Source organism: Bradyrhizobium sp. URHC0002 (assembly GCF_054059515.1).
In genome coordinates this window covers 437,332-463,341 of record NZ_JBSSCF010000001.1, presented here as the reverse complement: position 1 = coordinate 463,341, position 26,010 = coordinate 437,332, and the positions used below count along the sequence as shown (strand labels likewise).

Genomic DNA, 26,010 nt, shown 5'->3' with positions numbered 1-26,010 from the left:
TGGAACCTTTCCGAAAGACGGGGCTTAGTCAGTCCCAGCCCCCGCGAATGATATCGGTAGATGCGGATTTTACTGGTGTTAAGCCTCGCAATCCTCACCGCAGGCTGCCAACGGGAAGAGCGGCAGCTCCGGCTTGATCCGCCGCTGGCGGCAGCGCTCGACGATGTCAGGCTGATGCCAAACCGGATCAGCGGCGCACCCCCGGAAGTCTACTTCGCGCTCGACAGGCCGTACGAGTCGAACGCGTACAACCTCAGTCAGGGCAAGCGTTTATATTCCTGGTTCGGCTGCAAATCGTGTCATGGGGACGGGCAGGGTGGCGCAGGCCCAGCATTCCTCGATGGCTGGTGGGCTTACGGTCCTGAGATGGTGTCGATCTTTGCTTCAATCCGCGACGGTAGGCCTCATGGCATGCCGGCATTCAACGACAAGATGACCACGGATCAAATCTGGCAGCTCACAGGCTACGTGCAGACGATCGGTCAATATTCTGCAAGAACGGCGGCGCCCAGCCGCAACGACGAAAAGCAGGTACGGCCGGCGGAGAATCGCAGTCCGGCCGCGATCTTGTTTGATGAAGGTCCGACCCCCATTCATCTGGATCAGGGCCCCAAGCCGTGACTGGGCGCGGCCCGCGGCGGGCGTCATCCTACTTGCTGCTGTTATTGCTCCTGAGCGGATGCAGCGGCTGGCAATCGGCGCTCGACGTTCACGGACAATCGGCGATCAGCTTGAAGCAACTCATCGTACTGATTGTGGCGGCGTGCTCGCTCGTTTGGGCCCTCGTTATGATCGCGCTGATTTTCGCTCTCTGGCGCCGGCGTGAACGTGATGCGCTGCCATTCCGTCCCGACCCTGCCAGGGAGCGCCGCATGACGATCTGGGTCACGTCTGCTATCGCGGCTTCAGTGCTGATTATTGGCGGGTTCACCCTGGCAAGTTTCATCACCACCCGCGCCCTCAACGCGGCAGGTCATGACGACCTCGTTGTGAAAATTCGCGGATTACAATGGTGGTGGGACATCGAATATCTTGGCGCTGCACCTGATCAGCGGTTTCAGACTGCGAACGAAATCCATATTCCGGTCGGGCGCAACGTTCGCTTTCAACTCGAGGGCGTCGATGTCATTCACTCGTTCTGGGTGCCGAGCCTTGCCGGCAAACAGGATCTCATTCCGGGCCGGCCCAACGAGCTCAGCATCCGGGCGGACCGGCCCGGCGTCTACCGCGGACAATGCGCTGAATTCTGCGGCATGCAGCATGCGCATATGGCCTTTTTCGTGATAGCTGATGAGCCGTCGGTCTTTGAGGATTGGCTTAGCGTCCAGCGCGCCTCTGCCCTGCCGTCTTCCGACTCCGAAGTGTTGGCGGGCCAGCAGGTGTTTCTATCAAAGGCGTGCGCCGCTTGTCATACAATCCGGGGAACGTCGGCAAGAGGGACGACAGGCCCTGATCTCACCCATGTCGGCGGACGGAAATATATCGCCGCCGGGCTGCTGGAGACCACTCGCGGCTCGCTCGCGGCATGGATCGCCGATCCGCAAACGCTCAAGGCCGGCAACAATATGCCGATGGTACCGCTCAATCCGGAAGAACTGCGTTCCGTTTCCGCCTATCTGGCGAGCCTGAAATGATGGACCGCGCCAAAACAGACGATCGATGCGACTCCGATCTCGATCGAGCTGCGCTCGATACCGTCCTCGCGGCCACCTGGAAAACGCCTGCCGGCTTTTGGGGTGCGTTGGCAACAGTAGATCATAAAATCATCGGCCGGCGCTATATCGTCACCGCCTTCGTGTTCCTGGCCCTTGGCGGCATTCTCGCTATCCTGATGCGCCTCCAACTCGCTCAACCCGAAGCGCGGCTGATCGGTCCTGACCGTTACAACCAGATTTTCACCATGCACGGCACCAATATGATGTTCCTGTTCGCAGTGCCCGTGATGGAAGCCATGGCGGTATATTTAGTCCCGTTAATGGTCGGTACCCGCAACATAGCATTTCCGCGATTGAACGCCTTTTCCTACTGGATGTTTCTGGCCGGCGGCGCGCTGCTCTGGATCGCGTTCGCGCTCGACATGGGGCCTGACGTCGGCTGGTTTGCCTACGTACCGCTTTCCGGGCCGCAATACGCCCCCGGCAAGCGCGCCGACCTCTGGGGCCAGATGATCACCTTCACCGAGGTCTCGGCGCTGGCCGTCTCCGTCGAAATTGTCGTGACCATTCTAAAGCAACGCGCTCCGGGCATGTCACTTGACCGCATTCCGCTGTTCGTGTGGTCGATGCTGGTCACTTCATTCGTTGTCATCATGGCGATGCCAGCCGTTATGGTCGCGAGTACCAGCCTGATTCTCGATCGCCTGGTCGGAACCCATTTCTTCAACCCGGCGGAAGGTGGTGACGTCCTGCTGTGGCAGCATCTGTTCTGGTTTTTCGGTCATCCCGAGGTTTACATCATTTTCCTTCCCGCGGTTGGAATGGTCTCGACGCTGGTTGCGACCTTCGCGCGCCGCCCCGTCTTTGGTTACCTCGCGCTGGTAATGGCGCTGATCGCAACCGCCATTCTGGCGTTCGGGTTATGGGTACACCACATGTTCGTGACCGGGTTGCCGCGACTCGGCGAGAGTTTCTTCACGGCGTCCAGCATGGCGATCGCTATTCCTGCGGGCATTCAAATTTTCTGCTGGCTAGCGACGCTATGGGACGGAAAACCGGTGTTCAAAGCGCCGCTTCTGTTCGTGATCGGCTTCATTATCACGTTCGTGATCGGTGGCATGACCGGCGTCATGGTCGCATCAGTGCCCTTCGATACGCAAGTGCACGACACCTATTTTGTGGTTGCTCATTTCCACTACGTGCTGATCGGCGGCGCTGTATTCCCACTGCTTGGCGCTATCTATTACTGGTTTCCCAAGATTACCGGCCGAATGATGAGCGAAAGGTTGGGAAAGTGGTCGTTCTGGCTGATCTTCGTCGGGTTTAACCTGACGTTCTTCCCCATGCATATCCTTGGCCTGCAGGGCATGCCACGCCGCATCTATACCTATCAGCCGGACATGCCGTGGCATGGATTGAATCTGTTCGTCAGCGCCTGCGCACTGATGCTGACGGCCGGATTCATCGTCTTCTTCGTCGACGCGATCCGTTCGGCATGGCGGGGAGAGCCGGCCAGCGACAATCCTTGGGATGCGCCGACCCTGGAGTGGGCAACGTCTTCGCCGCCGCCGAGCTACAATTTCGCATTTACCCCCGTGATCGAGAGTTCCAACCCGCTATGGGAGCGCGACGCCCTTGCGGTGGGCATTGGCTTACGCATTGACCGCCGTGAGCTGCTCATCACGACGGTTGGCGCCGCGGAAGCTGAATCTCGTGAGGCATCGCCCCGAAATTCGATCTGGCCGTTCTGGACAGCGGTCGCAACCAGCGCGATGCTGATCTGGTCGATCTTCTCGCCCTGGGCGGTGGTATGGGGATCGATTCCGGTGGCGATTGCATTGATCGGCTGGTTCTGGCCCGAGGGAACACCGGAGGACGATTCATGAGAGAGCGGGTGATCGCCGATTTCTCACGATTGCCGCAGCATGGCATGCATACAGCCAGTCCCACGTGGTGGGGAACGCTGGCCTTTATGCTGATCGAGGGCACCGGTTTTGCTCTTGCCGTCGCCGTTTACCTTTATTTGATGAGCCTTGCTCCGACCTGGCCGATCGATTCGCCGCCGCCCAGACTTCTGCCGGGGACACTGGTCACGCTGGCGCTGCTCGCAAGTCTCATCCCGAACTATCTGGTGTCACGATGGGCCGATCAGCAAGATCTGCGAAAAGTTCAGATCGGCACGATCGTGATGTCGCTACTGGGTATTGTGCCATTGGTCATCCGCTTCTTCGAATTTCCGGCACTCAACGTCAGTTGGGACAGCAACGCCTACGGTTCAATCGTCTGGACGATGCTGGGGCTGCATACAACTCATATTATCACCGATCTGATCGATACGCTCGTGCTGGCCGCGTTGATGTTTACCCGACATGGCGATAATCCACGCCGTTTCGGCGATGTTCAGGACAACGCAATGTACTGGAACTTTGTCGTGCTCGCGTGGCTTCCAATCTATGCCTGCATTTACTGGATACCGCGGCTATGAGCATTTTGCGAAAATTCACCACTCCGTTGCACTGGTCGGGCTTGCTGGTTGCCTCGACGCTATGGATGATCAATACGCAGCTAGGACAGATACTGCCATATCTCGATTGTGAGCATCACGCACGATACTCCGCAATTATATCGTTTTCTGGGGCGGCGGTCTCCTGCCTCGCCGGCGCAATATCCTGGCGATCGATCGGCCTCGCCGAGATGTCCGAGCCGCGGCGCACGTGGCTCTTTGTCGGATCGATGAGCATTCTTGGCGCGCTCGTGTTTGCTTTTGCACTTTCGATGCAGGGATTGGCTGGATTGGTGCTCAGCGGATGCGAACGCTAGGTGTAATATTGTTGGCGGTGCTGGGTTCGGCGAACTCGGGGTTCGCACACGAACTCGAACCACATTCGAACGAGGCGATTTGGACGTTCGATCCCTGGATCGTCACGCCATTGCTTATTGTGGCCGGCCTTTATGCTGCCGGCAGTCTCGTCCTATGGCAACGGGCCCGATCGATCTCGCAGCTTCGCAGATGGCGGACCTTGGCGTTTGTGGCCGGCTGGGTCACGCTGGTTGGCGCGCTGGTATCGCCGCTGCATTGGCTCGGCGAACACCTGTTTACGTTTCACATGATCGAGCACGAGATCTTGATGGCGTTTTCGGCGCCGTTGCTTGTTCTTGCCGCGCCCCTCGGAATTTGGCTTTGGTCGCTGCCGCAAAGTTGCCGGTTGCCGGTTGGCCGCTTGCTAAGGCGGCCGGCTGTTGTCTATTGCTGGCGATGGTTGCGGACCGGGCGCAACGCGACGCTTTTGCACGGCATCGCGATCTGGGCTTGGCATGTTCCGATATTATTCGATGCCGCCGTGGCCAACACCGTGCTGCATCGCCTGCAGCACTTGAGCTTTCTGCTGACCGCCATTGTGTTCTGGTGGTCGGTACTTCGCAACAACAATCCCGGATTAGCCGCTTGGCATCTCTTCGCCACGATGTTGCACACAAGCGTCCTCGGAGCCCTGATGGCACTGGCGCCCCGTGTACTTTACGAGGCCCAAACCGCGACCGCAGCAGTTTGGGGCCTGACCCCGCTGGAGGACCAACAGTTGGCCGGGATCATCATGTGGGTGCCTGCGGGAACGATCTATGCCGGCGCGGCGCTCGCCTTGTTAGCGGTCTGGATTCGGCAGTCGGGTCCTGCGAGGAGGCATATAGATGCTTTCAGCGCTCTCTAGACATCGATGGCCACTCGCGGCCACAGGCGCAATCCTCCTCGTGATCGGCGTGGTTGCAGGTCCGAGTTGGCAGCAAATGCATCGATCGGAAAGCGTGGCCAGGGCCATGACTGGCGGAAATATGACACGCGCGCCGGCGGCGATACGCCGATATGGCTGTGGCGGATGTCATACGATTCCCGGCATTCCCGGCGGCGATGGTAAAGTTGGTGGTCCTCTTGCGGATATCCGGCAGCGCGTTTATGTGGGCGGCGTCCTGGCGAATACGCCGAATAATCTGATACAATGGATTGTGTCGCCTCAGGCATTTTCGCCGCGCTCGGCGATGCCCGCTACTGGCATTTCCGAACCGGAAGCGCGCGACATCGCGGCGTATCTCTATTCGCGCTGAGGGCACCTCAAGGTTGCGGGGTATCGCGCGAAGGCAGGGATCTAATATAGGCGGCGATCGCGTCCCGATCGGTTTGCGGCAGCATCGCGGTATTTGTGACAACGTCGGTCATGGACGATCCAACCCGGCCGTGGTTCGGCGTCGCGCCGGTTTTAAGCACTTCGGCGATATCTTCCTGTTTCCAATCGCCGATCCGCTTCGGCGTTATGTTGGGAATGTATCCGACACCCTCCGGGTCCTGCCCTCCCGCAAAGCGGGTCTTGGGCTTGATGGCGCCGAAGATATCGCGTGACGAATGACATTCTGCGCAATGCGCCAAGGCCTCCGTAAGGTATTGGCCTCGGTTCCAGGCATCGCCGCGGCCTGGATCGGGAACGATAGGTTCGCGATCGAAGTACAGAAATTTCCAGAAGCCGACAAAGCGTCGAATCTGAAATGGTAATACCAATTCATGGGCTGGCGCCTTACCGGCAACTGCCGGCAGTGTGCGCAAATATGCCATGAGATCGCTGACATCGCTGAGCTTCATCTTGACGTAGCTCGAGTAAGGAAATGAAGGGTAATAGTGCGATCCCCTCGGGGACACGCCGCTTAACAATGCATTGGCAAGGTCAACGGTCCGCCACGAGCCGATCCCGTCGACCGGGTCCATGGAAATGTTGGGAACGCGAAAAGTACCGTAGGGCGACGCCAACGCAAGCCCGCCGCCGAGCCGCAAACGATCTGACTGTCCAGGTGAAGCATGACACGAAGCACAGTCACCGGCGGCAAAGATAAGTTTTCCCTTCGCCGCATCAGCTTGCCCGTCGAGCGCCGGCTCAGCGTCGTGAGCAAAAGCCGGTCGTGGAGTGGTGATCAGCCAGGTGGCGATTGCGGCACCGACCAAGCTTGTACCAAAAAGGACCGCCATCAGGTGGACAACGCGCATGTAACCACCCTTCCTAAGAGTGCATACGCTTGAAGCAATGCGATAGCCGCTTCCGAGTTCCACTGACCCGTCACTGAGCTTCGCACTAATAGAGGGCCACGACTCATAGCATTGCGTATCCTATTCATTTACCGTGACGAGAGGCCCGATGGCGGGGGCGTTGATCGGTTGTCCCTCGACGTCGAACATCGAGCCGTGACAGGGGCAATCCCAACAGGTTTCAAAACTATTCCAATGCAGGTGGCAACCTACATGAGTGCAACTTGCGGAGTTCAGGTGCAGGGTTCCCGCGTCGTCACGGTAAGCCGCGATCTTCTCAAAGCCCCGCCGCACGATTGCGCCATTGCCAGGCTTCAGCTCATCGAGTGAGCCAATTTCGCCCGGTGCTACGTACTCCGCGAAGCTTTTGAGTGCCGTCACATTCTCCGTCATGAAGTTTTTCGCGGCCTTCAGAGGAACGCGGCCGGGCGAATAAACATCCTTCCATGGGTGATCCTCACCAAGGATCAGACCGGCGTTCAGCATTGCTCCCGCGACGCCGTGTGTCAGGCCTTGCCCGGAATCGCCCATCGTGACGTAAATGTTCTTTCCGCCGGGGTCCCGCCCGATGAAGCCGGCGTAATCGATCGTGTCGAGTACCTGTCCAGACCAGCGATGCGTCTCTTTGCCAAGACCTGAAATCAAGCCGCGGGCCCAGGCTTCCAGTTTCCTGAAGCGCTCGTCTGCGTCGTCCGCTTCTCCGCTCTTATGATCCTCCCCGCCGACCAGGACGTAATCGATGTTCGCCGGGCCGGGCTGCAGGCGCACATAGTGATAGGGGTCTTCAGTATCCCAGTACAGCGCGTCGGGTAGGGCGCCGCGCTTGATCTCGAAAGTGATCACAAAGGTCCGGTAGGGAGCCGTTTTAGTGTGAATGGCGAAGCGGTCGGAGATTGAAGAGTTGGTCGCAACAACCGCGTGCTGGGCGCGAATGACGCCTCGTGCCGTTTTGACGGCAACGACGCCGTTTTCTTCAGTCACTTCCTCGACCGGGCTGTCGCGGAAAAAAGACACGCCATTCTCGCTGCATACCTTCGCGACCCCGGTGAGATATTTGAGCGGATGGAAGGTTGCCTGCCTGGGATAGCGCAGGACGTGGCGATCTTCGCAGCCAATGAACGGCACGCCCACCAGCCGGTGGACGGGGGCTCCGACCTCACGGACCGCGTCCATTTCCTGGTCGATGGTGTCCGCCGGCATATCCCGGCCCTGAAAGAGATAGCCGTCAAGCCGCCGGAAGTCGCAATTGATGCTCTCACTTCTCTGGATTTCCTCGATGCGGTCGACGGCAGCGGCCTGGCTGTCGCAAAAGAGCTTTGTCGCGTCGTGCCCCTTGATCTTCATCATTTCGCTGACGAGATCATCGCATAACGGCGCAAGATGGGCTGATGTGCGCGATGTCATGCCTCCGCAGATGCGGCCGCGGTCAACAACGATGACGGATTTGCCTCGCTTGCAGAGCTCGTACGTCGTTGAAATCCCGGCAACGCCCGAACCAATGACCGCGACATCGCACTCGTGGACACCGTCAAGCACCTTTGCGCCGGGCGCGACGTCAATATCCATCCATAGTGATTTACTCGTCATCGAACGTTCTCCTAGACAACTGAGAACGCTTCCGATACTGGCAAAGTTCCAACCTTCTTTGAACTCAGAAGGCGGCCGAGCATCCGCCGCAGGGCTGTGGCATTTTGGGGGGCATGAGCATCGTTGTCGTTATTGAAATAGATCCAGGCTCGCTTTGCACCGCTGGCTTTTATCCTGTCCGCCCATATTGCGAGTTCGTCTTTTGAGTAGTCGTGCCGATACCATCGCTTTGGGCCGTGCAGGCGAACATATACTTCATCGGTTGTGCGGATAAGCTCATCGGGCAGGCGCGGTCCGCTACAGGAGCAGAAGATGATCCCGGCCTTTCGGAAAGCGCTGTACACCTCGTCATTCCACCAGCTGGCGTGCCGGAATTCGACGACATTGCGGCGCGCGGGATCGAGCTGGCTGACAATGTCATTGAGCCGGGTCTTGGTATAGCGATAGCTCGGCGGCAGCTGAAACAGAAAACATCCCATCCGCTCGCCCAGAATATCGGCGATCATCCCGAAGTCCATCACCAGTGTCTTTGTGCCCTTGAACTTCTTGATATGAGTTATGAGCTCGCAAACCTTGACCGTGTACACGAACTTCTTCCTGCCCGGCTGGCGCCTCCAGGCTTGTACGCCGGCAACCGTTGGCCACGAGTAAAAGGAGGCGTTGATTTCGACGGTATCGAAGCGCCTAAGATAATGCTCGAACCAGTCATTCTGCGGCACACCGGCATAGAACGAATCCCGCCATTTCCAGTACCGCCAGCCGGAGCATCCCACGTAAGTCGACGGCTTCGGCTCAGCAAGGCTCTCCGAGCCTTTCGTTTTTGTCCTTACCCGGGACGCATGCATTTTCGCCGCACGCTTGATGTTATCCTCGCGCTGCTTTTCGCGTCGCAGGCGCCTCCGCTCGCTGCGCTCTTCGAGCGTCAGTTTCGTCCATGGGGCTGCTGTTCTTGCGCGCGGCATGATGTTCCTGATTGCTAACGCCCGAATGGTGGGAAGGGGTTCCAAGCATCGCGAACAGGCCTATATGCTTAGGCAACCGAAAGGGTCTTCAATGTAATTCGATGTTCTCGTTGTCGGCGGCGGACCTGCCGGACTGAGCGCCGCGCTAATCCTGGGCCGGTGCCACCGCACAGTGCTGCTCTGCGATGAAGGGCATCAGCGCAATCTGCGCTCGCACGCCATTCACGGGCTTCTCGGCAGGGAAGGGCGTTCGCCGGCCTCATTTCTGGACCAAGCGCGGGAAGACCTCTCGCGCTACAAGTCCGTCTCGGTGCGCGGCACGGGGGTCACGACCATCAGCCGCGCCGGAGAAGGGTTCGAGTTTGTCTGTGCGGACGGCGCGGCTGGCAGTGCTTCGAAAATCCTTCTTGCGACGGGCCTGGTTGACGAGCTCCCCGAACTCGCGGGTATCAAAGCTCTCTACGGGATTTCCGTGCATCATTGTCTTTACTGTGATGGGTTCGAATATGCGGGCAAGCCGGTAGCGGCATATGGCAAAGGAGATAGAGGGGCGGAGCTTGCTGTCATGATGAAGTACTGGATGGCCGACGTGGTAGCTTGCAGCGACGGGACGCAGGTTAGCGCGCAAGCGATGCGAAAGCTCGCAGAACACAACATTCCGCTTCGCACCGAGCCCATCCGGCATTTTGAAGGGGCGGACGGAGAACTCACGAAAATCGTGTTCGAAGGCGGGCCGGACCTACTCCGGGCCGGTTTATTCTTTTCGACCGGCTGCCATCAGGCGTCCGACCTTTCCGAACGCCTTGGCTGCAAACGTAATGCGAAAGGGGGCGTCGTAATTGAGCCCGATACGGAAGAAAGCAGCGTTTCCGGCGTATATGTTGCGGGCGACGTGTCGCGCGACGTCCTTCTTGTGGCGGTAGCCATTGGGGAAGGCGCGCAGGCAGCCGTTGCGATTAACAAGGCGTTCCTGCGCCGTGACGGGTTTTGTGATTGAACTCGTTAGCTATTCGCCTCCTTTTCCGCCTTGGGAAACCAGCGCCAGACTCCAATCGCATTAATCAGAAGAAGGATTACGTTCTGGATGACGAGCGACGCTTTGCTTTCGAGCAAGCCGTCAATCATCCAGGCTATCGAGGCGAGGAGAAAGATCATGAAGCCGGCAACCGTGATGCGTGCGTTCAGGTTGGCAGCCACGAGGGCCGCAGCGAGAACCGTCGTTACTGCGGCAAATGTTCTAAGAATTGCGAGCTCTTCCATTCCGTCTCCCGTTATAATCGGCTGATTTCCTGCGCCCGGATGACGATCTCTTCCTGAGCAAGCTCTCTCTCCAGCCGTTCGCGCAGAGAGCGCCAAAAGGCGCGATCGAGGTGCTCGGCCATGACTTCTACTGCGGCGATGCCGTCTTTCTCGGTCGTGCCGCCGCTCTGCCAAAGACCCTGACCCGGCGCCCGCAGAAAGCTGGTCGCGCCACCAAATTTTTCGGTCAGGTCTTTCAGGAAGCCGTCGAACCAGTCCTCACCGATCGGCTGGCCGTGGCCGGTCTCCTTCGGGAGAAGAATCTCCACCAGATAGGAGGGGCTTCCGCTCATGAAACCCTGCGCTGGAGCGCCCCCTGCCAGCCTTCAAGCAGTGTCTCGGTGGTGACGGTTTCGACCTGCTCGCCGAAGCGGTTTATGTAAACATTCATCATCGCGTCATGTGTTTCATCGGCTGAACTGCACAGGGCATCGGTAACGAGGATGACGCGGAAGCCCCAGTCGATGGCACCCAGCATGGTGGCCAGCACGCAGACGTCGGTCTCGCCGCCGGTGATGATGACGGTGTTGATCCCGGCGTCCCGCAGCTGCTGGTGCAGGTCGGTACCGGTCCAGGGCGAGTAGACATGCTTGTCGAAGATGCGGGCCGGTGGCACGAACTTCGCCAGGTCCGGGACCAGTCCGATCAGTTCAGGACCCAACTGGTCGATCGTCATTGATTCCCACCGCTCATAATAGCGTTTCCACATGCCGACACCCTGGCCGGGCTTCCGTGCCGGGATGAAACGGGTGAATATCGATTTTTCGGGATGCGCGGAGGTGATTAAAACGATGTTCGGAAGGACGCGCTCAAGCCATGGCATCTTCCATTCGGTCCCCTCAGCAAACATTCTCTGCATGTCGACGCACAGGTGAACCGCGGTCTCGGCTGGGGCGCTGTAGCGTAACTCGTCATTCTTGGGCATGGCCTTTGTCCTTGAAAGCCAGCCGCAACGGCGGCCGAAGAGCTTGGTCCCGGCTGAAGGAGTTGCGGTTGGCAACTCGGCTAGGCGCTGGATTGTTCCTAGACAGCAAGAAAGTCGTCACTCGGACGCGACGAAGCGGATGGCCCTTCGAAGACGCACTCCAGGAAGAAAGACCAGATACGCGCAGTCCCTTCGACAGGAGCCGTCAGGCCCGCATGCTGAAAAGAAAACAAAGCGGCAAGCTGCCCGGGAAGAAGAGCGCAGGCATTCTTCTCTTTAGACGAACTGGCACGCGTATCGAAACTTTGCTCGGTCATCCGGGAGGTCCGTTCTGGCGAAATAAAGATCTTGGCGCGTGGGGCATACCGAAGGGATCGATAGTGCCGGGCGAAAGCCCGCTTGCCGCGGCGAAGCGCGAGTTTTGCGGAAGAGACCGGCTACAAACCGCGTGGCAAATCGATTCCTCTTGGCGATGCGAAGCAACCTGGCGGCAGGGTTGTTCACGTTTGGGCGGTCGAAAGTGATTGGGATGCCGGGAACTTACGTAGCAATCAGTTCGAGATCGTATGGCAACCGAAATCCGGGCGTCTCGAAAAATTTCCTGAACTGGACCGCGCCGCCTGGTTCGGCATTACCGAGGCCCGGAAACGCATCTTGAAGGGCCAGTCGGTATTTTTAGAGCGCCTGGCTGATGCGATTTCGGCGGATCAAAGAGGATCCTGATTAAATAGTCAGAGTTGAATTCCGAAGCTGGTAGCTCCGGAGCGCGGCAGACGTGTGTTGAAATATCAGCTGTCGTACCGACCAATCGCGACGCCGGATAAGCACATACATAATTAGAGGGAGATGCTCCTGTCGCTACGGCAGGTCTCGTTCCTGCCCGGGGTCACTTTAGTTGGCGTTATCGGCCAGCATATTTCGTACCGCCGTCAGTACTGCCTCGACGCCTCGGACGCCCCGCATTAGCGAAATTTCACCTTGTTGCTCGTGCCGAATTGCATGCGCCATGACCCGAAGTCTCCGATCGCCTCGGCTGTGCCATTCCTGATCAGCCATTTTTACGGCACCGGCGTGGTGAAATGTCATCAACTGAATGAAGACGCGATCGAATTGATCTAGAGGCGCCGAGCGCGCCTGCTGCATCTGGTCGGGTGTCAGATAGCCCGGCATACCGGCTCGTTCCTGGGCGTTGCAATCTGGCATCGGAAACGCGAACCAGCTTCGCCACCAACCGCCAAAGATACGGTTTTCGCCGACTTGGCTTGCGACCATCAAGCTCGCCAGAGCCCGGAGGTGCGGATCTCGCGCGCGTTGCTGTCCCAATTTGGCAAGCTCAATGCCTTGCGCGTGGTGGGTCGTCATGTGTCGTATGTAAGTCTGATCGTCTTCGCGGTCCTTGCCCATCCAGGGGACTTCCCAACCGAGCTGGCTCGAGAGGGCTATCGTTGCGAGAACGCCAATCAGAGCCAAACTGCCGACGCCCCATGCCATGGCTGTCCTTACGGCCTTGGTTGAGGGGGCGTGGCCAAGGGGACAGCGGAGCCAAACGAATAAGGGATACATGCTGGCTGAAGCCATATGCACTAAAAGGCCGATCCAGTACGGCTGCCGGAGGGTGAACAATGGCTGCTGGAAGGGAAGCAATGGCACCAACACAAACCATTCCGACGCGGAAGAAAACACTGCCCAGGGCGTCGCCAGCAGAAAGATGCGCCACGGCGAAAGCTTCGCAGTCCAGCGGCCGAGCATGCCGAAAAATGCGACGGCCCAGGAGAAATCCGCCCATTGATGGAAGGCAATACCGGCAAGAATAGCGCCCCAGGATGGCTCGGCGCTTAGCGCCGCATCGCGCATCGGAATGGCGGCAACCGTCATCCAATCGACAAAGGCGTCGCGCCCGAGACGGGCGGCAAAAAGCTGGCTGACGATAGTAGAAAAGCTGCTGCTGATCAGACCGAGTTCGGCCGCCGCGAGCCAATTCGATTTTTGCGTCGACATGATGCCGACCGAGGACTTACGCATCCTCAGGTCAATTTGTCGAGGTTACCAAAAGGCATGATGTCGGCCGGCTCGTTCCGCTCTTCTCGGCCCTGACGCTCCTGCGCATTGCCTTCGTCGCGAAGTTTCTGATCGCCCAGGACTTCGCCGACAAGGCGCTTGGCTTACCGGCGATTTCGTTCTTGACGGATTTTGGCTTGGGCATAACCACGACCTCCTTACCCGAATGGCTTCATGACGACCTTGATGCAACCGTCTTTTTTCGCGCGGAACGTCTTGTAGAGTTCCGGCCCTTCCTCGAGCGTGGCGCGATGCGTGATGACAAAGGATGGATCAATCTCTGCCTTTTCAATCCGCTCCATCAGCTTCGGCATGTAATGCTGAACCGGTGTCTGCGCCATTTTGAAGGTGAGGCCCCGATTGATCGCGCTGCCCATTGGAATCTTGTCCAGCATGCCGCCGTAGACGCCAACGATCGAGACCGTGCCGAAGTTACGGCAGCACTGAATAGCCTGGCGCAGGACATGCGGCCGGTCGGTGCCCATGAAGGTTGCCACCTTGATACGGTCCATGACTGAATCCAGGCTCGCTCTGGTCTCGGGCTCCGTGCCGACCGCATCGATGCAGGCATCGGCGCCCCGGCCGTCCGTCAATTCCTGGATGCCGTCGTAAATATCCTCTTTCATGAAATCGAGCGTGGTGGCTCCCGACTGTTGCGCCAGAGCCAAGCGCTCGGGCACCGTGTCGATTGCAATCACCCGCTCAGCGCCGAGAAGGAAGGCGCTTTTGATTGCGAACTGCCCCACCGGACCACAGCCCCATATCGCGACCGTCTCGCCCCCTTTCAGGTTGCAAAAATCGGCTGCCATGTAACCGGTCGGAAAAATATCCGACAGAAACAGCACCTGTTCGTCGGTCAAGCCTTCGGGAACCTTGTAGGGGCCGACATCCGCATACGGGACTCGCATGTATTCGGCTTGACCGCCAGCGAAGCCACCGAGCATATGTGAGTATCCAAATAGACCGGCAGGCGAATGCCCCCACATCTTCTCGGCTTCCTTGGCGTTCGGATTGGAGCGCTCGCAACCCGAATAGAACCCGTTCTTGCAAAAGAAGCATTCGCCGCACGAGATCGTAAAAGGCACCACGACCCGGTCGCCGACTTTCAGTTTCTTGTTGTCCTTGCCGATTTCGACCACTTCGCCCATCGTTTCATGTCCGAGCACATCACCTCTTTCCATGGTCGGCATGATGCCGTCGAACAGGTGCAAATCCGAACCGCAAATGGCACAGGCGGTCACCTTGATGATCGCATCGCGCCCGTCCTGAATTTTCGGATCGGGCACCGCTTCACATCGGACGTCGCTTTTACCATGCCAGGTGAGGGCTTTCATGCGGCTGCTCCAGGTAAGTCCACTTAGATAAAGTGTCCTTCCCGCGCTCGGTTCCAAACGAAAGTTAGGAACGCTGCGGTGTCGAGTTCATTAAAGACGAAACAATCGAGATTCATCGGAGACGCCGCATGGCTGGACAATTGGCAATCGTGACCGGGGCTTCAACCGGTATCGGCTTCGAACTCGCGCGGCTCTGTGCCCGTGAAGGCTATGACTTGCTGATAGCTGCCGACGAACCCGAGATTCACGATGCGGCCCAGAAGCTTCGAAATGAAAAAGGTGCGGGCGCTATCGAGCCCCTCCACGTCGACCTCGGTACCACTGAAGGCGTCGATCAATTTTACGCAGCGGCCAAGGGCAGACCGGTGAATGTGTTGATGGCCAACGCCGGTCGAGGGCTAGGCCATGCCTTCCTGGACCAGCAATGGCCGCGAGCACGGGAAGTGATCGACACCAACGTGACCGGTACGACCTATCTGATCCATAAAGTGGGTCGGGATATGCGCCAAGCTAATCAAGGCCGTATTCTCATCACAGGTTCGATCGCCGGATTTACCCCTGGCAGTTTCCAGGCGGTCTACAACGCGACCAAGTCCTATCTGAATTCCTTTTCCTTCGCGCTGCGTGAAGAATTGCGCGACACCAAGGTAAGTGTCACGTGCCTGATGCCGGGCGCTACCGAAACGGAATTCTTCGCACGAGCTGATATGCTCGATACCAAGGTTGGCTCGGAAGAAAAGGATGACGCCGCCATGGTTGCGAAAACGGGCTTCGAGGCAATGATGAAAGGCGAAGGTGACGTTGTCAGTGGACTCAAAAACAAGATACAGTCGGCGGTCGCCAATGTGACGCCGGCCGAGCGGCTGGCCAAGCAACACCGCCAGATGGCAGAACCCGGAACGGCAAAATCCTGAACCACGGCGACGCGAAGACGTCGACATAAAAAAGGAACAGTTGCGCTGGCGGCTATGCAGCGAGTTTGATTGCGCCGCTTTTTATCTGCGAAATCGCACCGCGAAGCGGCCGTTCGCACTCGCAGTAATCCGTCCACGCTTTTGATTTCTTCAGCAGTTTTGGGACTGATTTAGGCGTGTACTTTGACGGGTCGAGACCCCTGCGCAACTGGGCCCATGTCAGTGGCATCGACACCGGAGCATGCGGTCTGCCACGCGGTGAAAGCGGCGCGACCGCGGTCGAGAAGCGGTCATTTCGGAGGTAGTCGATGAAGATCTTCCCCGTCCGCTTGGCCTTGGACATGTTGACAAGGAAGCGATCGGGTGAGTCCGACGCCATGGCCGTGGACACATCGCGGGCAATGTTCTTTGCCGTTGGCCAGTCAAGCTTCTCGCCTTTTCGCGGCCGTGCCAAAGGTGTCACGACATGCAATCCCTTTCCCCCCTGGTTTTGCAGAACGAGACCAAACCAAGCTGCGCTAACCGATCCCTGAGTTCCCAGGGCTGCCTCAATAACCCGATCGAATTCCACCTCGGGCGCGGGGTCGAGATCGAATACAAGGCGGCCGGGAAGAGCGGGGTCGCCCGGCTGATTATTCCACGGATGAAGCTCGACGCCGGCGCTCTGCGCCACCGCAGCCAGCCCTTCGATGCGATCGATCTGAATGTAAGGTTTTCGGTCGCCGCCGACCGAAACCTGCTCCAACAGGTTCGAGCCGCCTTTCATGGCGTGCCGCTGAAAGAAGCGCTCGCCGCTTATGCCGTCAGGAGCGCGAATAATGGAGCAGGGGCGGCCTTTCAAATGCTGCATTATCCAAGCGCCGACCTCCGCGTAGTATTCGGCGAGCTCCAGTTTGGTTATCGCCCCTTCGCCATCGTCAGGCCAGAGCACCTTTTCTGGCCGACTTAGCCGCACGCCCATGCGATATCGTTTGCTGAAGGCTTGCGAACGCTTACTCGCTTCGTCGCAGGCCTGGGGACCTCGACTGTCTCGAGCGGCGCCGGCGTTTCGGCCTCCACCTCTGTGGCTGGCTTATCCTCCCGCAAGCCCTTGAAGGCGGCCTGTCGGATCATGCCCGACCCTGTCCAGCCCGCGAATTCGATCTCGGCCACGAGGGCTGGCTTGAGCCAGTGCATGCCCGCCTTTTTCCGCGGGGCGTCCCTCCCGCCGAAAGGATTAACGTCCGAGGCCAGCGCCTTCAGCCTTGGCATGAGACGGCTCACCTCGTCGCCACCATAGCCCGTGCCGATATTGCCGACATAGATAAGATGATTACCCCGATAGACTCCGGCCATCAGCGAGCGAAATGCCGAGCCATTGCTGTTCCAGCCGCCGATGACGACCTCGTGGCCAGCCCGGCATTTGGCCTTGGTCCACTGCGCAGTGCGGCCGGAGACATAAGGCGCATTCAGTTCCTTCGAAACGATGCCTTCAAGTGACATACGACAGGCTGACTTCAGAACGGCATCGCCACCGCTCTCGAAGTGCTCGACATAGCGGATTTCCCGCTCCTTCTTTCCGAATGTTTTCCCCAATAGTTTCTGCAGAGCCTGCTTTCGTTCGCCCAGGGCTTTGCGGCGAAGATCCATGTCGCGCTCGAACATCAAATCGAACGCGTAAAAGATCAGGTCATCGGTCTTTTCCTCCGACAACGCTGCCTGCAATCCCGCGAAGTCGGGCGAGCCGCGATGATCCAGCGCCACGATTTCGCCGTCGATCAAGCAGTCGGGGACACTGGCGGCGGCTCATGCGATCGCCGGGAACTTCCTTGTCCAATCGAGACCCTTGCGGGTCTTGAGCGTAACCTCGCCGCCGGCGACGCGCATCTGGATCCGATAACCGTCGAGCTTGATCTCATGGACCCACGCCTTTCCTGAAGGCGGACGATCGACTGAGGTGCACAGCTGCGGCGCTATGAATGCCGGAAGGCGCCCGCTGGATGGCTTCTTCTTGCCGCGCTTGGCTGACGAGCGCTTAATCGGCGCGCGTGCAAGGGCAGCGGCGCTTTTTGCACCCCATACTGCCTTGGCGGGGCGCCTCGCACGAGCGGCGCTCATAAATGGTTTGGGCCCTTTGCCCTTGCCTTCCGCAATCTCGTCCATGGAACGACCGGAGGCCACCGACAGGTCATTTTTAAGGATGGTATTCTTTCTGCCTTCGCGAGATGCTTCGTCGCGATGCTTGATCAGAAGCCAGTTGGTCCGTTTCTCGCCGTCGCGCGAACGCATGCGCGTGAGAATCCAGCCTCCGGACAACTTGTCTCCCTCGAGTGTGAAGTCGAGTTTTCCCTTGCGGTAGCTATCCTGCGGGTTTTCGCATTCCCAATAACCGCGATCCCACAACATCACCGTGCCACCGCCATACTGACCTTTTGGGATAGTGCCTTCGAAATCTCCGTACTCAAGTGGATGATCCTCGACTTCGACGGCAAGACGCTTGTCAGCGGGATCGAGCGAAGGCCCTTTCGTCACTGCCCAGGATTTGAAAACGCCGTCGATTTCCAGGCGAAGATCGTAATGGAGGTGAGAGGCTGCATGCTTCTGAACGACAAAACGCAGGCGTTTCGAAGCCTCGACGCGCTTGGTGCCGCGCGGCTCGTTGGTCTTTTCAAAGTCCCGCTTGGCTTGGTAGCGGGCGAGCATTTTCTTGGCCATGGGTCTCTCCGATCGCTTCTGGAACAGAAAGCCGGCGCCCATGTTAAAGTTCCAGTTCAGGAGTTCTCGCGGAGGAGACATCGTGCTCGCGATGGAGGCCCGTTCGGTCGACAGCCTGCCGCGCGGGGGCGAGTGGCAGTATGAACCGAAATGGGATGGCTTCCGTTGCCTGCTGACCCGCAGCGGCGACCGCGTTCGGATGCAGTCCAAGTCCGGACGCGACCTTGCGCGTTATTTTCCCGAAGTGGTGATAGCAGCGAAAGGCATTGCCGAGACGCAATTCACGCTGGATGGCGAATTGGTGGTTCCAGTCGGCGAACGGTTTTCCTTCGACGACCTGCTGCAGCGACTTCATCCTGCGGCGAGCCGCATCAAGCGTCTTGCCGACGAGACGCCGGCCGTGTTCCTTGCGTTCGACCTTCTTCGCTGTGGCGCGAACGACCTAGTGAGGTTACCGCTCACGAAAAGGCGACCGGCGCTTGAACGGTTCGCCAAACGGCGTTTCAAGAGCGATCATGCCTTCCGACTTTCACCAGCAAGCCGAAGTTACGCCGATGCGAAGCGGTGGCTCGATTCAGCGGGAGGCGGGAGTGACGGCGTCATCGCCAAACGTATCGATCTTCCCTATCAAGCCGGCAATCGCGACGGCATGCAAAAGATCAAACGCATGCGCTCCGCGGACTGCGTGATCGGAGGATTTCGTTACGGGGAAAAGCGCACTGGCGGACGCAAAGTGGTGGGTTCACTCTTGCTGGGGCTCTACGACGAAGAGGGCCTGTTGAACCATGTAGGCTTCAGTTCAGGGCTTAAGTCGGGAGAGAAAGCAGCACTCACTGATAAACTGGAGGCCAACGTCAGCGACCGTAGCTTTACCGGCAATACTCCCGGTCGTCCGAGCCGCTGGTCGACCAGGCGGTCGGCGGAATGGCAGGCGCTCAAGCCAAAATTTGTCGTCGAGGTGTCCTACGACCATTTCACCGGTGGCCGCTTTCGGCACGGCACGACAATTCTGCGCTGGCGGCCCGACAAGAAACCGCGGCAATGCACCATGGAGCAGCTTCAGCAGAAATCGGTTCTGCCGGCAACGTTGCTCCGCAAGCAAAGATAGGGTCGCATTCGACCGGAGCGCTCTTGTGGACGGATATTTTACACCTCACAAACGCGTTCTCCGTATTGTTTGGATATCTACAATGACGGCAGCCCGATCCAGGGTTCCGGAGGCAGTTCGGCTCTCGCGACGTCGCCGGCGATAACCGGTCCTTCGGTCCTGACCACAGCCAGAACTCCGCATCTGAATTTCGGTCCGCCGACGGATCCCATCATCTGCTTTCTCAAGCCTTTCCGGAAGCGATCGATGAGCAGGCACGGCGTCCGCAGCCCGGTTAGTTCGACGGAGGCTGCCAGTCCAAGGCGGATAATCGTGCCGAGCGGCAGTTCGGTCAACCGAAGGCCGACCGTGGTCACGTTCTCTCCGAATTCGCCAGGCCGAACGTCGTAGCCTGCTGCCCGCAACTCGCAGAACAGTTCGGCCGGCATGAGATGGACCTGGCGCAGATTCGGAAGGTTGGGTTTGCGCCTGGCGAGATACCTGTGCCGAACATACTTGCCGGCGTGCGCATCCCCGTCCACCCCTTGCCCCTCAATGAGCATAATTCGATCAACCCTCGGCTTGGAGAAACCGTGAACAGGGCTCGAAGCGACTGCGACCACTGAACCGGTGGCAGACAATCGGTTTGACGGTGTCTCCATTCCGACCTCGACGCCGCCTAAAGACATTAGGAACGAACGACTCAACGGGCTGAAGGCAGGGATACGGAATTGCGGCTCGCGGCCGAAGTCGAATTGAATTCAGAAAGCACGAGCCCTGACGCGCTAACCCAGCCGGAGCAGCTCAAGGGCAATGACTTTCCAGGTTGGCTGAGTGTGGGAAACGGATGGGGACCGCCGGGCAATACAAGCGACGTCGTGTCAGGTCACCCGCCGGCGCAGCCTAAACTCTCTTGGCGGTTTTTGCTCTTCGGTTATAGGGCGAACGATTTATTGGCCTAAGAGATATCCCTTCACGCTGGGCCTTGCTGCGAATAGCCGCGACTGGCCGTTGAAGCTTGATGCTCATAACACCGGTCGGCGTGTTGCCTTTTGCCAGTTGCTTCAGCTTGTTGACGTCCGTCGTCGACCAGGGCTGGCGCAACCGTCGCTTGTAAGAAGGGTTTGCTTTGCGCGGACCCTTCTTGCCGATCGGCGAGCCGGGCCGCTTCCAACCTGCTCTTGCCATTGAAATCCTCCGTCAAGTAGCGATCTAACGACGGAATCAGCAAAAATGTTCCGTAGCGCGCTATCGGCCCCTGCTGGACGTATCGGCGATCGTATGCACCGGGACGATGTTTCTCCGTCGCGTCAGGAACGGCTTTTCTACCAATGGATTGAGATAGAACGCGGAAAGGTTGGGAAAGGGAACGACGTTGATCCGGAGACCGAAATGCCGTCAGCCCTGGATGAAAAGCTGAAAGAAGCAATCGTTGGCGAATTGAAGCGGCAGGCCGCCGGCAGGCCGCAAACGCTTAGCGTGAGCGATTCACCCGATCTCTTCGTCAACGGCAAAATAGATCTCGATGCCCTGATCATGGTCGTCGCCGGTTCGGTCGCAGGCGGTCCGTAGTCACCAATATGCATTGAGGAGATAGTCCGGGATGGCGGGTGGCAACAGGGAATTTCATTTTAATCTGGTGGATCGTAACGGATTGGCGCATCCAACCGGCAAGCCAGTGAACGATCGAGACCAGGCTTTTGCCGTCGCAAAGCGCCTTGCCATCGATCTTGCGGAAACGCGGCAAGAATATCTTGGCAAGGGCTGCTTCGTCTCTGTGGTCGACGATGCCGGAATCGAAATCCATCGCGAAGGTGTTGATAGTGCGGAGAAGAGCGGCTGAAATTAACCGAAAGGATTCCCATACTATTCCGGTGGATTCGTCCGCCGGATTTTTTGGCTAGTCCTTATCCCTCCTCGGACTCGCAGCCATGACTCTGTGGATGAAATGAACCTTTGTCCCAACGGCGAGTTCCATTTGTTGCGTGAGCAAATCAGTTGAAGGATCGGTGCAATGGCCAAGAAGGCAAAGAAGCGGAAATATTCGAAAGGTGCGGCGAAGAAAGTCGGCCGAGCCATGAAAAAGCGAAAGGCCGGAACGCTCAAGAGTGGAAGATCCGGCCGGAAAGTCAAAAGCAAGAAGCAGGCGATCGCGATCGGGCTTTCGGAAGCGCGAAAGAAAGGCGCCAAGGTCCCGAAGAAGAAGCGATCAAAGAAATCATAGCGCTTCAGTCAGATTACGGATCAACTGCTGGAGCGGAGACCATCCAGTCATCCAGCAGTTCATCCGGGCCGCATTCATCGAGCCTACGGGGCTTTGGGCTCCTGATGTTGCGCGTGCGAGATAGTCTCAAGCCCTTGGCTGGTACGGATTTCCGTTTCATCTGGCTTGCCGCTCCGTCGGCATCTGCCCTGCCACCATGGGTCTCCCTCTAAAGCGACCGGGGGCATGGCGAAGTTCCTAATGGAGCGCGAAATGCTTCTAGTCTCGGTGTGCCTAGACCCACGACAGGAATGGCGTCGAGCAGCGGGCGAGCAAATGTGGAAGACGATCCAAAAATCGATGTCGACCTCGCCCTTCCGCCAATAAGCCAATCTCCGCCCGATCGCGTGCCGACTCAATCAGATGCGACATAGAGCAAGGATCCCGGCGATAATCAGCAACCCTGGAAGATACTGATTCATCGATCGATGGCCCTCGGCGTCGCCGCTGGTGCGGGCCCGTAGCGGGTTTATAGTTGCGCGTGCTGTCCGCCCGGCCGGGATATCTGCCTGAGTGCTTCACCAGTGCCATCGCCCGCTTGTGCCTGAGCGATGTCGCCGAGCGCGATAATACCGACCAACCGCTTTTCGCGACTGAGTACCGGCAGCCGCCTGACCTGGATGTCGCCCATGTTCGCCGTGACCTCGTCGAGATCTTGGTCGTCATAGCAGTACTTGACCTCCGCGGTCATGATATCGCCGACCCTCGAATCGGGCCCACGGCCCAGAGCAACCCCGCGGACGGCTATGTCGCGGTCGGAGATCATTCCGACCAGACACTCATTGTCGGTGACCGGAAGCAAGCCGACGCCAAGTGCTGCCATCGCTTCGGCCGCATCTTTTAGCGTGTCGTCGGGCGTACAGAGCTGAACCTCAGGACTCATTGCCTCACGAACCTTCATGAATGTCTCCTATTGCCGATCGGTTCTGCCGCTAACGGCTTCTGCTGATCAGTGTTCCTATGTTGGTCCGGCATTTTTTCGCAGTGCGTTAGGCAAAGGGCTATACCTTCTTCGCTTCACCGCGAAACCAGCGTGAGTTCAATGGTTCGCGCCCGTCGATATTGCCTGAAGGCGGCTATCGCACGGTTCGAAAGGCGCCAGTCTGTCGCTGACCGCGACTACCGCAGCCGTGCCGGCGAGACTGCCGCGATCGGTTCTTCGACCACTTCGCCACCTCGTTCCTCTAGGTTTGGACGGTGGTGCCGGCGCAAAGCAGGCCTCCCTTTGCCTCGATGGCGCGGGCCAGCCTGCTGTGAGAAACTGTATGCGCCATCAAATCTCTTTGAGCGTGTTTTCAAGCATGCGTCACATGTCCCCCAGTCCTAATCGCCCTCAAAATGGCCCCTTCACACCTCCAGGAGCAGGCGCAACTTGAGCGCGTCGGCAGGAGCTGCGTTCTTCTGGTCGTTGTCAAAATAAACAAAGACATTACACCCTTGCTTTTTCCACGAGCCGATCCGATGGCTCCACTCAGCCAGCGCCTCGGTACGGTAGTGACCTTTATAGCGCCCACCAGGGCCATGGCCCCGGATGTAGACGAAATCGGCCGTGCGTTTCCACGGCGCCGGCGCGTCGTGGTGGTCGGAAATGCAAAGCGCGATATTCTGGTCGGAGAGCAGTCTGAATATCTTTGGTGTATACCAGCTCGGGTGGCGAAATTCGAAGCTGTATCGGCGTTTCTTCGACAGCAATTTGAAGAACGATGCCAGCCGTTCGGCATCGACTTGAAATTGCGGCGGCAATTGAAACAGGATCGGGCCGGCTTTCTTGCTAAGCAACGATATACGGTTCTCGAGCAGTTCGAGGCTGTTGACTGATTTATCCGACAGCCGCTTCCAGTGGGTGATGAATTTCGATGCTTTCCAGGCGAATACGAAATCCTTTCCGGTCTGATCGCGCCAGCTCCTCACGGCCTCCGGTGTTGGTGTTCGATAGAAAACGCCGTTCAATTCGGCCGTCGGAAATTGACTGGCGTAATATTGGAGTTGGCGCTTGAGAGGAAGACGTTTGGGAAAGAAGGGGCCACGCCAAGAGTCATAATGCCAACCCGACGTGCCAATCAGGATACGCGCCATTGCCGTTTCAACAAGGTTTCACCGCCTCGATATAGCTATCTGCTTGTTTCGAGCCAGCCGTAAAAGTGGCCGGTCAATATCTGGGCCGACTGTGCGGATACAAACCGCAAAGGTGCGGCTGGTTCCTATCTTAAGAGGTGTCGTATCCCGATACGGTAGGAGCCGAGCGGCTTTGCTATTTGAGCTTTTCCCGCTCGCCATTAGGGAGATCGATTTCCCAGCCAAACACCGATCGTCCGCCGAGTGAGGCGGAGCGGTTTCTCTCCGCCGCGACGTGGGCTTCGAACGACGGTCCGGTTGCCGTTCGTTCCAACCGGCGAGCCTGGTCATCCAGACGCTTAAGGACCTGCATCTGTTCGTCGCGCCCCAGTTTTGCCTGCTGCACCGCGGATTTCAGCACACCGATGGTCTCGTCATAGACCTTGATCGGTACCGGGTAAGGGTGGCGGTCCTTGCCGCCGTGGGCGAGCGAGAAACGGGCCGGATCGCGAAAGCGATACGGCGCGCCGTGCACGACTTCCGCGACCATGGCGAGCGACTGAACGGTGCGGGCGCCGACGCCCGGGGTCAGCAGCAACTCCGGAAAGTCCAGCGGACCGCGCTCTGCTGCTGCGGCAAGTGTACCATATAGGCGGCGGGTGAAGACGTCGCTGGAGCGGACGTCGTGATGGGCGGGCATGACGAGGTGCGGCAATTCGGGCTGTGTCGAGACGTGGCATGAGAGCGCCGCATATTCGCGGGCAATGCCGTCCGGCCCGAGCGCGGCGAGCAGGTCGAGCTGTGCCGTGCGGGAAGTTTCGGCCCGACGATCGGTCAGATTGATGATGTCACCTTGAGCCGGCCCGTCGATCGCGCTGTGGGGTTCATCGACGAAGCTGTGTAGACCTTCGGAATGCCAGTGATAGCGACGCGCCTGCCGCTTCTCGCCATTCATGCCTTGCTGCACCACGGTCCATTTGCCGTCATCGGTGACGAAGAAGCCGTGTAGATAGAGCTCAAACCCGTCCTGCACGGCTGCACTGTCGACCTTGGCGACGAGCCGGCTGGCGCGCGTCAACTCCTGACCGTCGATGCCGGTCCGCTCGCCGATTGCAGTCAATTCGTCCGGCGTACGGCGAGAATGTTTGCCGCGGCCGCCGCAGACGTAAATGCCGAGTTCGCCTTGCAGCGGCGTCAGCCCGCGCTTCAAGGCGCCGATCACGCTGGTGGTAATGCCGGATGAGTGCCAGTCCATGCCCATCACGGCGCCAAACGATTGGAACCAGAACGGATGCGACAGTCGCTGCAGGAATTCATCGCGCCCGTAATGGTGAACCACAGCTTGGGTGATGATCGCGCCCAACGAGGCCATGCGCTCGGCCAGCCAGGGCGGGACGCGGCCGCCGTGAAGGGGTAGATCGGCACTGCCGGTTCGTCGTGTCATGGGTTTCCGAAAGGCTGAAGCGACCGAAGTATATCAGCGTTGCATTTGATGGTCAGGATCGATCCACCATGGTCCGAAAGGTGATCGAATGTCGCGGAGCCTCCACGGCCAGAATGCTGTGCTCCCATTCCTGTCGGGCGGCACCCGCCATCATATAGATCGACCGCGAAGCCGCATCGAGCGTAAAGCGCTCCCATTTGTCACCCACGGCCCGCCGAAAACGGAACTTGCACGGCGAGCCCAGCGATAGCCCGAATATCCGGTCGAAGTGCGGTTTATCGCGGTGCCAGCCGATGCCGACGCCGGTGTCGTACTCGGTACAAAGAATCTGGGCGATTTTGGTGCCGGGGCCGCCGAATCCTTGGACGCGTTCGATCAGCGGCGTGAGCCATGGCGGGATTGGATCGGCTTCCTGCAGACGGCGCAGCGCATAGTCATAGCGAAAGCCGAACGACGCCACGCGCCGCTTGCCCTCATATTGGCCGAACTGAAAGGGTTGCAGCGGAAGAGCCGCGACGTGTCCGATCAAATCCCGTTCGGCCGCTGGCGAAATGAATTCGGCAGCATAGCGCAGACCCTCGGGAGTGCGAGACGGATTAGTAAATAACGCAAGCTGCTCGGCCAAGCCGGCGGTCCTTTCAAGAGGATAAGGGACGGACTTCATATAG

Annotated in this window: 30 protein-coding genes and 2 pseudogenes; 14 read left to right on the top strand and 18 right to left on the bottom strand. The window is 58.6% G+C overall.

The genetic code is table 11. From position 1 onward, the window contains the following. The first annotated feature begins 60 nt into the window (after window positions 1-60). The 6 genes from ACVWVY_RS02320 (at window position 61) to ACVWVY_RS02295 (ending at window position 5,753) form a co-directional block, all read left to right on the top strand. The gene (locus ACVWVY_RS02320; RefSeq protein WP_456624862.1) at window positions 61-621 is read left to right on the top strand and encodes a c-type cytochrome; all 561 of its coding nucleotides are present in this window, start codon (window positions 61-63) and stop codon (window positions 619-621) included. Then, window positions 618-1,634 carry a cytochrome c oxidase subunit II gene (gene coxB, locus ACVWVY_RS02315; RefSeq protein ID WP_456624861.1) on the top strand — a complete coding sequence of 339 codons (1,017 nt, stop codon included), beginning with the start codon at window positions 618-620 and terminating at the stop codon, window positions 1,632-1,634. The genes ACVWVY_RS02320 and coxB overlap by 4 nt, the downstream gene beginning before the upstream one ends. Next, entirely contained in the window at window positions 1,634-3,541 is a 1,908-nt protein-coding gene (ctaD, locus tag ACVWVY_RS02310) for a cytochrome c oxidase subunit I (protein ID WP_456632075.1), read from the top strand. Before coxB ends, ctaD begins: the two co-directional genes overlap by 1 nt. Further along, complete coding sequence (locus ACVWVY_RS02305; protein ID WP_456624860.1) at window positions 3,538-4,140, top strand: cytochrome c oxidase subunit 3; 603 nt, start codon at window positions 3,538-3,540, stop codon at window positions 4,138-4,140. The genes ctaD and ACVWVY_RS02305 overlap by 4 nt, the downstream gene beginning before the upstream one ends. Before the next feature lie 322 nt (window positions 4,141-4,462). Further along, complete coding sequence (locus tag ACVWVY_RS02300) at window positions 4,463-5,362, top strand: cytochrome c oxidase assembly protein (protein ID WP_456632074.1); 900 nt, start codon at window positions 4,463-4,465, stop codon at window positions 5,360-5,362. Further along, a complete protein-coding gene (locus ACVWVY_RS02295; protein ID WP_456624859.1) occupies window positions 5,343-5,753 on the top strand; it encodes a c-type cytochrome in 411 nt (136 codons plus the stop codon). The genes ACVWVY_RS02300 and ACVWVY_RS02295 overlap by 20 nt, the downstream gene beginning before the upstream one ends. A gap of 7 nt (window positions 5,754-5,760) precedes the next feature. Here ACVWVY_RS02295 and ACVWVY_RS02290 read toward each other — a convergent pair whose 3' ends face one another. The 3 genes from ACVWVY_RS02290 to ACVWVY_RS02280 form a co-directional block, all read right to left on the bottom strand. Then, window positions 5,761-6,681, bottom strand: a complete 921-nt coding sequence (locus ACVWVY_RS02290; RefSeq protein WP_456624858.1) for a c-type cytochrome — start codon at window positions 6,679-6,681, stop codon at window positions 5,761-5,763. 120 nt (window positions 6,682-6,801) lie between these two features. Beyond that, the gene (locus tag ACVWVY_RS02285; protein ID WP_456624857.1) at window positions 6,802-8,307 is read right to left on the bottom strand and encodes an FAD-dependent oxidoreductase; all 1,506 of its coding nucleotides are present in this window, start codon (window positions 8,305-8,307) and stop codon (window positions 6,802-6,804) included. 11 nt (window positions 8,308-8,318) lie between these two features. Beyond that, window positions 8,319-9,269: a DUF72 domain-containing protein gene (locus tag ACVWVY_RS02280; RefSeq protein ID WP_456624856.1), complete on the bottom strand. Its 951-nt coding sequence runs from the start codon at window positions 9,267-9,269 to the stop codon at window positions 8,319-8,321. Window positions 9,270-9,378: 109 nt separating this feature from the next. Between ACVWVY_RS02280 and ACVWVY_RS02275 the strand changes: the two are divergent. Further along, window positions 9,379-10,266 (top strand): annotated as a pseudogene (locus ACVWVY_RS02275) (NAD(P)/FAD-dependent oxidoreductase); the annotation flags it as partial. A gap of 5 nt (window positions 10,267-10,271) precedes the next feature. Here the strand turns inward: ACVWVY_RS02275 and ACVWVY_RS02270 are convergent. The 4 genes from ACVWVY_RS02270 to ACVWVY_RS02255 all read right to left on the bottom strand — a co-directional run bounded on the left by ACVWVY_RS02270 (window position 10,272) and on the right by ACVWVY_RS02255 (window position 11,810). Continuing rightward, window positions 10,272-10,529, bottom strand: a complete 258-nt coding sequence (locus ACVWVY_RS02270) for a hypothetical protein (RefSeq protein WP_456624855.1) — start codon at window positions 10,527-10,529, stop codon at window positions 10,272-10,274. Window positions 10,530-10,540: 11 nt separating this feature from the next. Beyond that, window positions 10,541-10,861, bottom strand: coding sequence for a hypothetical protein (locus ACVWVY_RS02265; RefSeq protein WP_456624854.1), 321 nt, complete (start codon window positions 10,859-10,861; stop codon window positions 10,541-10,543). Beyond that, window positions 10,858-11,493, bottom strand: a complete 636-nt coding sequence (locus ACVWVY_RS02260; RefSeq protein ID WP_456624853.1) for a cysteine hydrolase family protein — start codon at window positions 11,491-11,493, stop codon at window positions 10,858-10,860. The genes ACVWVY_RS02265 and ACVWVY_RS02260 overlap by 4 nt, the downstream gene beginning before the upstream one ends. A gap of 98 nt (window positions 11,494-11,591) precedes the next feature. After that, the gene (locus ACVWVY_RS02255) at window positions 11,592-11,810 is read right to left on the bottom strand and encodes a hypothetical protein (protein ID WP_456632482.1); all 219 of its coding nucleotides are present in this window, start codon (window positions 11,808-11,810) and stop codon (window positions 11,592-11,594) included. On the opposite strand from ACVWVY_RS02255, the pseudogene ACVWVY_RS02250 reads away from it, so the two are divergent. Continuing rightward, window positions 11,799-11,855 (top strand): annotated as a pseudogene (locus ACVWVY_RS02250) (NUDIX hydrolase); the annotation flags it as partial. The gene ACVWVY_RS02255 and the pseudogene ACVWVY_RS02250 overlap by 12 nt on opposite strands. A 37-nt stretch (window positions 11,856-11,892) precedes the next feature. Then, the gene (locus ACVWVY_RS02245; RefSeq protein ID WP_456632481.1) at window positions 11,893-12,216 is read left to right on the top strand and encodes a hypothetical protein; all 324 of its coding nucleotides are present in this window, start codon (window positions 11,893-11,895) and stop codon (window positions 12,214-12,216) included. A 168-nt stretch (window positions 12,217-12,384) separates the two neighbouring features. Here the strand turns inward: ACVWVY_RS02245 and ACVWVY_RS02240 are convergent, their stop codons facing one another. Both ACVWVY_RS02240 and ACVWVY_RS02235 read right to left on the bottom strand, forming a co-directional pair. Beyond that, window positions 12,385-13,515: a DUF305 domain-containing protein gene (locus ACVWVY_RS02240; protein ID WP_456624852.1), complete on the bottom strand. Its 1,131-nt coding sequence runs from the start codon at window positions 13,513-13,515 to the stop codon at window positions 12,385-12,387. Window positions 13,516-13,709: 194 nt separating this feature from the next. Continuing rightward, the gene (locus ACVWVY_RS02235) at window positions 13,710-14,885 is read right to left on the bottom strand and encodes a zinc-dependent alcohol dehydrogenase (protein WP_456624851.1); all 1,176 of its coding nucleotides are present in this window, start codon (window positions 14,883-14,885) and stop codon (window positions 13,710-13,712) included. Between the two features lie 128 nt (window positions 14,886-15,013). Between ACVWVY_RS02235 and ACVWVY_RS02230 the strand changes: the two genes are divergently transcribed. Further along, entirely contained in the window at window positions 15,014-15,799 is a 786-nt protein-coding gene (locus tag ACVWVY_RS02230; protein ID WP_456624850.1) for an SDR family NAD(P)-dependent oxidoreductase, read from the top strand. A gap of 52 nt (window positions 15,800-15,851) precedes the next feature. On the opposite strand, the gene ligD (ACVWVY_RS02225) is transcribed toward ACVWVY_RS02230, so the two are convergent. Genes ligD (ACVWVY_RS02225) through ACVWVY_RS02215 form a run of 3 tightly spaced genes read right to left on the bottom strand, consistent with a single transcriptional unit; the run spans window position 15,852 to window position 18,493 of the window. Beyond that, window positions 15,852-16,760, bottom strand: coding sequence for a non-homologous end-joining DNA ligase (ligD, locus tag ACVWVY_RS02225; RefSeq protein ID WP_456624849.1), 909 nt, complete (start codon window positions 16,758-16,760; stop codon window positions 15,852-15,854). Beyond that, entirely contained in the window at window positions 16,745-17,560 is an 816-nt protein-coding gene (ligD, locus tag ACVWVY_RS02220; protein WP_456624848.1) for a non-homologous end-joining DNA ligase, read from the bottom strand. Before ligD (ACVWVY_RS02220) ends, ligD (ACVWVY_RS02225) begins: the two co-directional genes overlap by 16 nt. Window positions 17,561-17,584: 24 nt before the next feature. Continuing rightward, window positions 17,585-18,493, bottom strand: a complete 909-nt coding sequence (locus ACVWVY_RS02215) for a DNA polymerase ligase N-terminal domain-containing protein (RefSeq protein ID WP_456624847.1) — start codon at window positions 18,491-18,493, stop codon at window positions 17,585-17,587. A gap of 91 nt (window positions 18,494-18,584) precedes the next feature. On the opposite strand from ACVWVY_RS02215, the gene ACVWVY_RS02210 reads away from it, so the two are divergent. Then, complete coding sequence (locus ACVWVY_RS02210) at window positions 18,585-19,601, top strand: ATP-dependent DNA ligase (RefSeq protein ID WP_456632073.1); 1,017 nt, start codon at window positions 18,585-18,587, stop codon at window positions 19,599-19,601. A 77-nt stretch (window positions 19,602-19,678) separates the two neighbouring features. Here the strand turns inward: ACVWVY_RS02210 and ACVWVY_RS02205 are convergent, their stop codons facing one another. Together ACVWVY_RS02205 and ACVWVY_RS02200 are read right to left on the bottom strand one after the other, a co-directional pair. Further along, the gene (locus ACVWVY_RS02205) at window positions 19,679-20,122 is read right to left on the bottom strand and encodes an MOSC domain-containing protein (RefSeq protein WP_456624846.1); all 444 of its coding nucleotides are present in this window, start codon (window positions 20,120-20,122) and stop codon (window positions 19,679-19,681) included. 361 nt (window positions 20,123-20,483) lie between these two features. Then, window positions 20,484-20,768 carry a hypothetical protein gene (locus ACVWVY_RS02200; RefSeq protein ID WP_456624845.1) on the bottom strand — a complete coding sequence of 95 codons (285 nt, stop codon included), beginning with the start codon at window positions 20,766-20,768 and terminating at the stop codon, window positions 20,484-20,486. Between the two features lie 45 nt (window positions 20,769-20,813). Between ACVWVY_RS02200 and ACVWVY_RS02195 the strand changes: the two genes are divergently transcribed. The 3 genes from ACVWVY_RS02195 (at window position 20,814) to ACVWVY_RS02185 (ending at window position 21,804) form a co-directional block, all read left to right on the top strand. After that, on the top strand, window positions 20,814-21,152 hold the full coding sequence (locus tag ACVWVY_RS02195) for a hypothetical protein (RefSeq protein ID WP_456624844.1): 339 nt from the start codon (window positions 20,814-20,816) through the stop codon (window positions 21,150-21,152). 31 nt (window positions 21,153-21,183) lie between these two features. Beyond that, the gene (locus tag ACVWVY_RS02190; RefSeq protein ID WP_456624843.1) at window positions 21,184-21,423 is read left to right on the top strand and encodes a hypothetical protein; all 240 of its coding nucleotides are present in this window, start codon (window positions 21,184-21,186) and stop codon (window positions 21,421-21,423) included. A gap of 171 nt (window positions 21,424-21,594) precedes the next feature. Continuing rightward, entirely contained in the window at window positions 21,595-21,804 is a 210-nt protein-coding gene (locus ACVWVY_RS02185; RefSeq protein ID WP_456624842.1) for a DUF6496 domain-containing protein, read from the top strand. A 508-nt stretch (window positions 21,805-22,312) separates the two neighbouring features. Here ACVWVY_RS02185 and ACVWVY_RS02180 read toward each other — a convergent pair. The 4 genes from ACVWVY_RS02180 to ACVWVY_RS02165 all read right to left on the bottom strand — a co-directional run bounded on the left by ACVWVY_RS02180 (window position 22,313) and on the right by ACVWVY_RS02165 (window position 25,967). After that, complete coding sequence (locus tag ACVWVY_RS02180; protein ID WP_456624841.1) at window positions 22,313-22,744, bottom strand: CBS domain-containing protein; 432 nt, start codon at window positions 22,742-22,744, stop codon at window positions 22,313-22,315. A gap of 446 nt (window positions 22,745-23,190) precedes the next feature. Continuing rightward, window positions 23,191-23,919, bottom strand: a complete 729-nt coding sequence (locus ACVWVY_RS02175; RefSeq protein WP_456624840.1) for a DUF72 domain-containing protein — start codon at window positions 23,917-23,919, stop codon at window positions 23,191-23,193. A gap of 175 nt (window positions 23,920-24,094) precedes the next feature. Further along, on the bottom strand, window positions 24,095-25,342 hold the full coding sequence (locus ACVWVY_RS02170; protein WP_456624839.1) for a DUF763 domain-containing protein: 1,248 nt from the start codon (window positions 25,340-25,342) through the stop codon (window positions 24,095-24,097). A gap of 52 nt (window positions 25,343-25,394) precedes the next feature. Further along, window positions 25,395-25,967 carry an alpha-ketoglutarate-dependent dioxygenase AlkB gene (locus ACVWVY_RS02165; protein WP_456624838.1) on the bottom strand — a complete coding sequence of 191 codons (573 nt, stop codon included), beginning with the start codon at window positions 25,965-25,967 and terminating at the stop codon, window positions 25,395-25,397. Window positions 25,968-26,010 lie beyond the last annotated feature (43 nt).

Excerpts from the sequence above, each read along its gene's own strand:
- ACVWVY_RS02280 (WP_456624856.1), bottom strand. The coding sequence starts at position 9,269 with ATGCCGCGCGCAAGAACAGCAGCCCCATGGACGAAACTGACGCTCGAA.
- ACVWVY_RS02170 (WP_456624839.1), bottom strand. The coding sequence starts at position 25,342 with ATGACACGACGAACCGGCAGTGCCGATCTACCCCTTCACGGCGGCCGC.
- ACVWVY_RS02190 (WP_456624843.1), top strand. The coding sequence starts at position 21,184 with ATGGCGGGTGGCAACAGGGAATTTCATTTTAATCTGGTGGATCGTAAC.
- ACVWVY_RS02295 (WP_456624859.1), top strand. The coding sequence starts at position 5,343 with ATGCTTTCAGCGCTCTCTAGACATCGATGGCCACTCGCGGCCACAGGC.
- ACVWVY_RS02210 (WP_456632073.1), top strand. The coding sequence starts at position 18,585 with ATGGAGGCCCGTTCGGTCGACAGCCTGCCGCGCGGGGGCGAGTGGCAG.
- ctaD (WP_456632075.1), top strand. The coding sequence starts at position 1,634 with ATGGACCGCGCCAAAACAGACGATCGATGCGACTCCGATCTCGATCGA.
- ACVWVY_RS02270 (WP_456624855.1), bottom strand. The coding sequence starts at position 10,529 with ATGGAAGAGCTCGCAATTCTTAGAACATTTGCCGCAGTAACGACGGTT.
- ACVWVY_RS02175 (WP_456624840.1), bottom strand. The coding sequence starts at position 23,919 with ATGGCGCGTATCCTGATTGGCACGTCGGGTTGGCATTATGACTCTTGG.
- ACVWVY_RS02305 (WP_456624860.1), top strand. The coding sequence starts at position 3,538 with ATGAGAGAGCGGGTGATCGCCGATTTCTCACGATTGCCGCAGCATGGC.
- ACVWVY_RS02285 (WP_456624857.1), bottom strand. The coding sequence starts at position 8,307 with ATGACGAGTAAATCACTATGGATGGATATTGACGTCGCGCCCGGCGCA.
- ACVWVY_RS02230 (WP_456624850.1), top strand. The coding sequence starts at position 15,014 with ATGGCTGGACAATTGGCAATCGTGACCGGGGCTTCAACCGGTATCGGC.
- ACVWVY_RS02195 (WP_456624844.1), top strand. The coding sequence starts at position 20,814 with ATGTTCCGTAGCGCGCTATCGGCCCCTGCTGGACGTATCGGCGATCGT.
- ACVWVY_RS02290 (WP_456624858.1), bottom strand. The coding sequence starts at position 6,681 with ATGCGCGTTGTCCACCTGATGGCGGTCCTTTTTGGTACAAGCTTGGTC.
- ACVWVY_RS02185 (WP_456624842.1), top strand. The coding sequence starts at position 21,595 with ATGGCCAAGAAGGCAAAGAAGCGGAAATATTCGAAAGGTGCGGCGAAG.
- ligD (WP_456624849.1), bottom strand. The coding sequence starts at position 16,760 with ATGGGCGTGCGGCTAAGTCGGCCAGAAAAGGTGCTCTGGCCTGACGAT.
- ACVWVY_RS02300 (WP_456632074.1), top strand. The coding sequence starts at position 4,463 with ATGCGAACGCTAGGTGTAATATTGTTGGCGGTGCTGGGTTCGGCGAAC.
- ACVWVY_RS02255 (WP_456632482.1), bottom strand. The coding sequence starts at position 11,810 with ATGACCGAGCAAAGTTTCGATACGCGTGCCAGTTCGTCTAAAGAGAAG.
- ACVWVY_RS02320 (WP_456624862.1), top strand. The coding sequence starts at position 61 with ATGCGGATTTTACTGGTGTTAAGCCTCGCAATCCTCACCGCAGGCTGC.
- ACVWVY_RS02260 (WP_456624853.1), bottom strand. The coding sequence starts at position 11,493 with ATGCCCAAGAATGACGAGTTACGCTACAGCGCCCCAGCCGAGACCGCG.
- ACVWVY_RS02240 (WP_456624852.1), bottom strand. The coding sequence starts at position 13,515 with ATGCGTAAGTCCTCGGTCGGCATCATGTCGACGCAAAAATCGAATTGG.
- ACVWVY_RS02265 (WP_456624854.1), bottom strand. The coding sequence starts at position 10,861 with ATGAGCGGAAGCCCCTCCTATCTGGTGGAGATTCTTCTCCCGAAGGAG.
- ACVWVY_RS02200 (WP_456624845.1), bottom strand. The coding sequence starts at position 20,768 with ATGGCAAGAGCAGGTTGGAAGCGGCCCGGCTCGCCGATCGGCAAGAAG.
- ACVWVY_RS02215 (WP_456624847.1), bottom strand. The coding sequence starts at position 18,493 with ATGGCCAAGAAAATGCTCGCCCGCTACCAAGCCAAGCGGGACTTTGAA.
- ACVWVY_RS02235 (WP_456624851.1), bottom strand. The coding sequence starts at position 14,885 with ATGAAAGCCCTCACCTGGCATGGTAAAAGCGACGTCCGATGTGAAGCG.
- ACVWVY_RS02180 (WP_456624841.1), bottom strand. The coding sequence starts at position 22,744 with ATGAAGGTTCGTGAGGCAATGAGTCCTGAGGTTCAGCTCTGTACGCCC.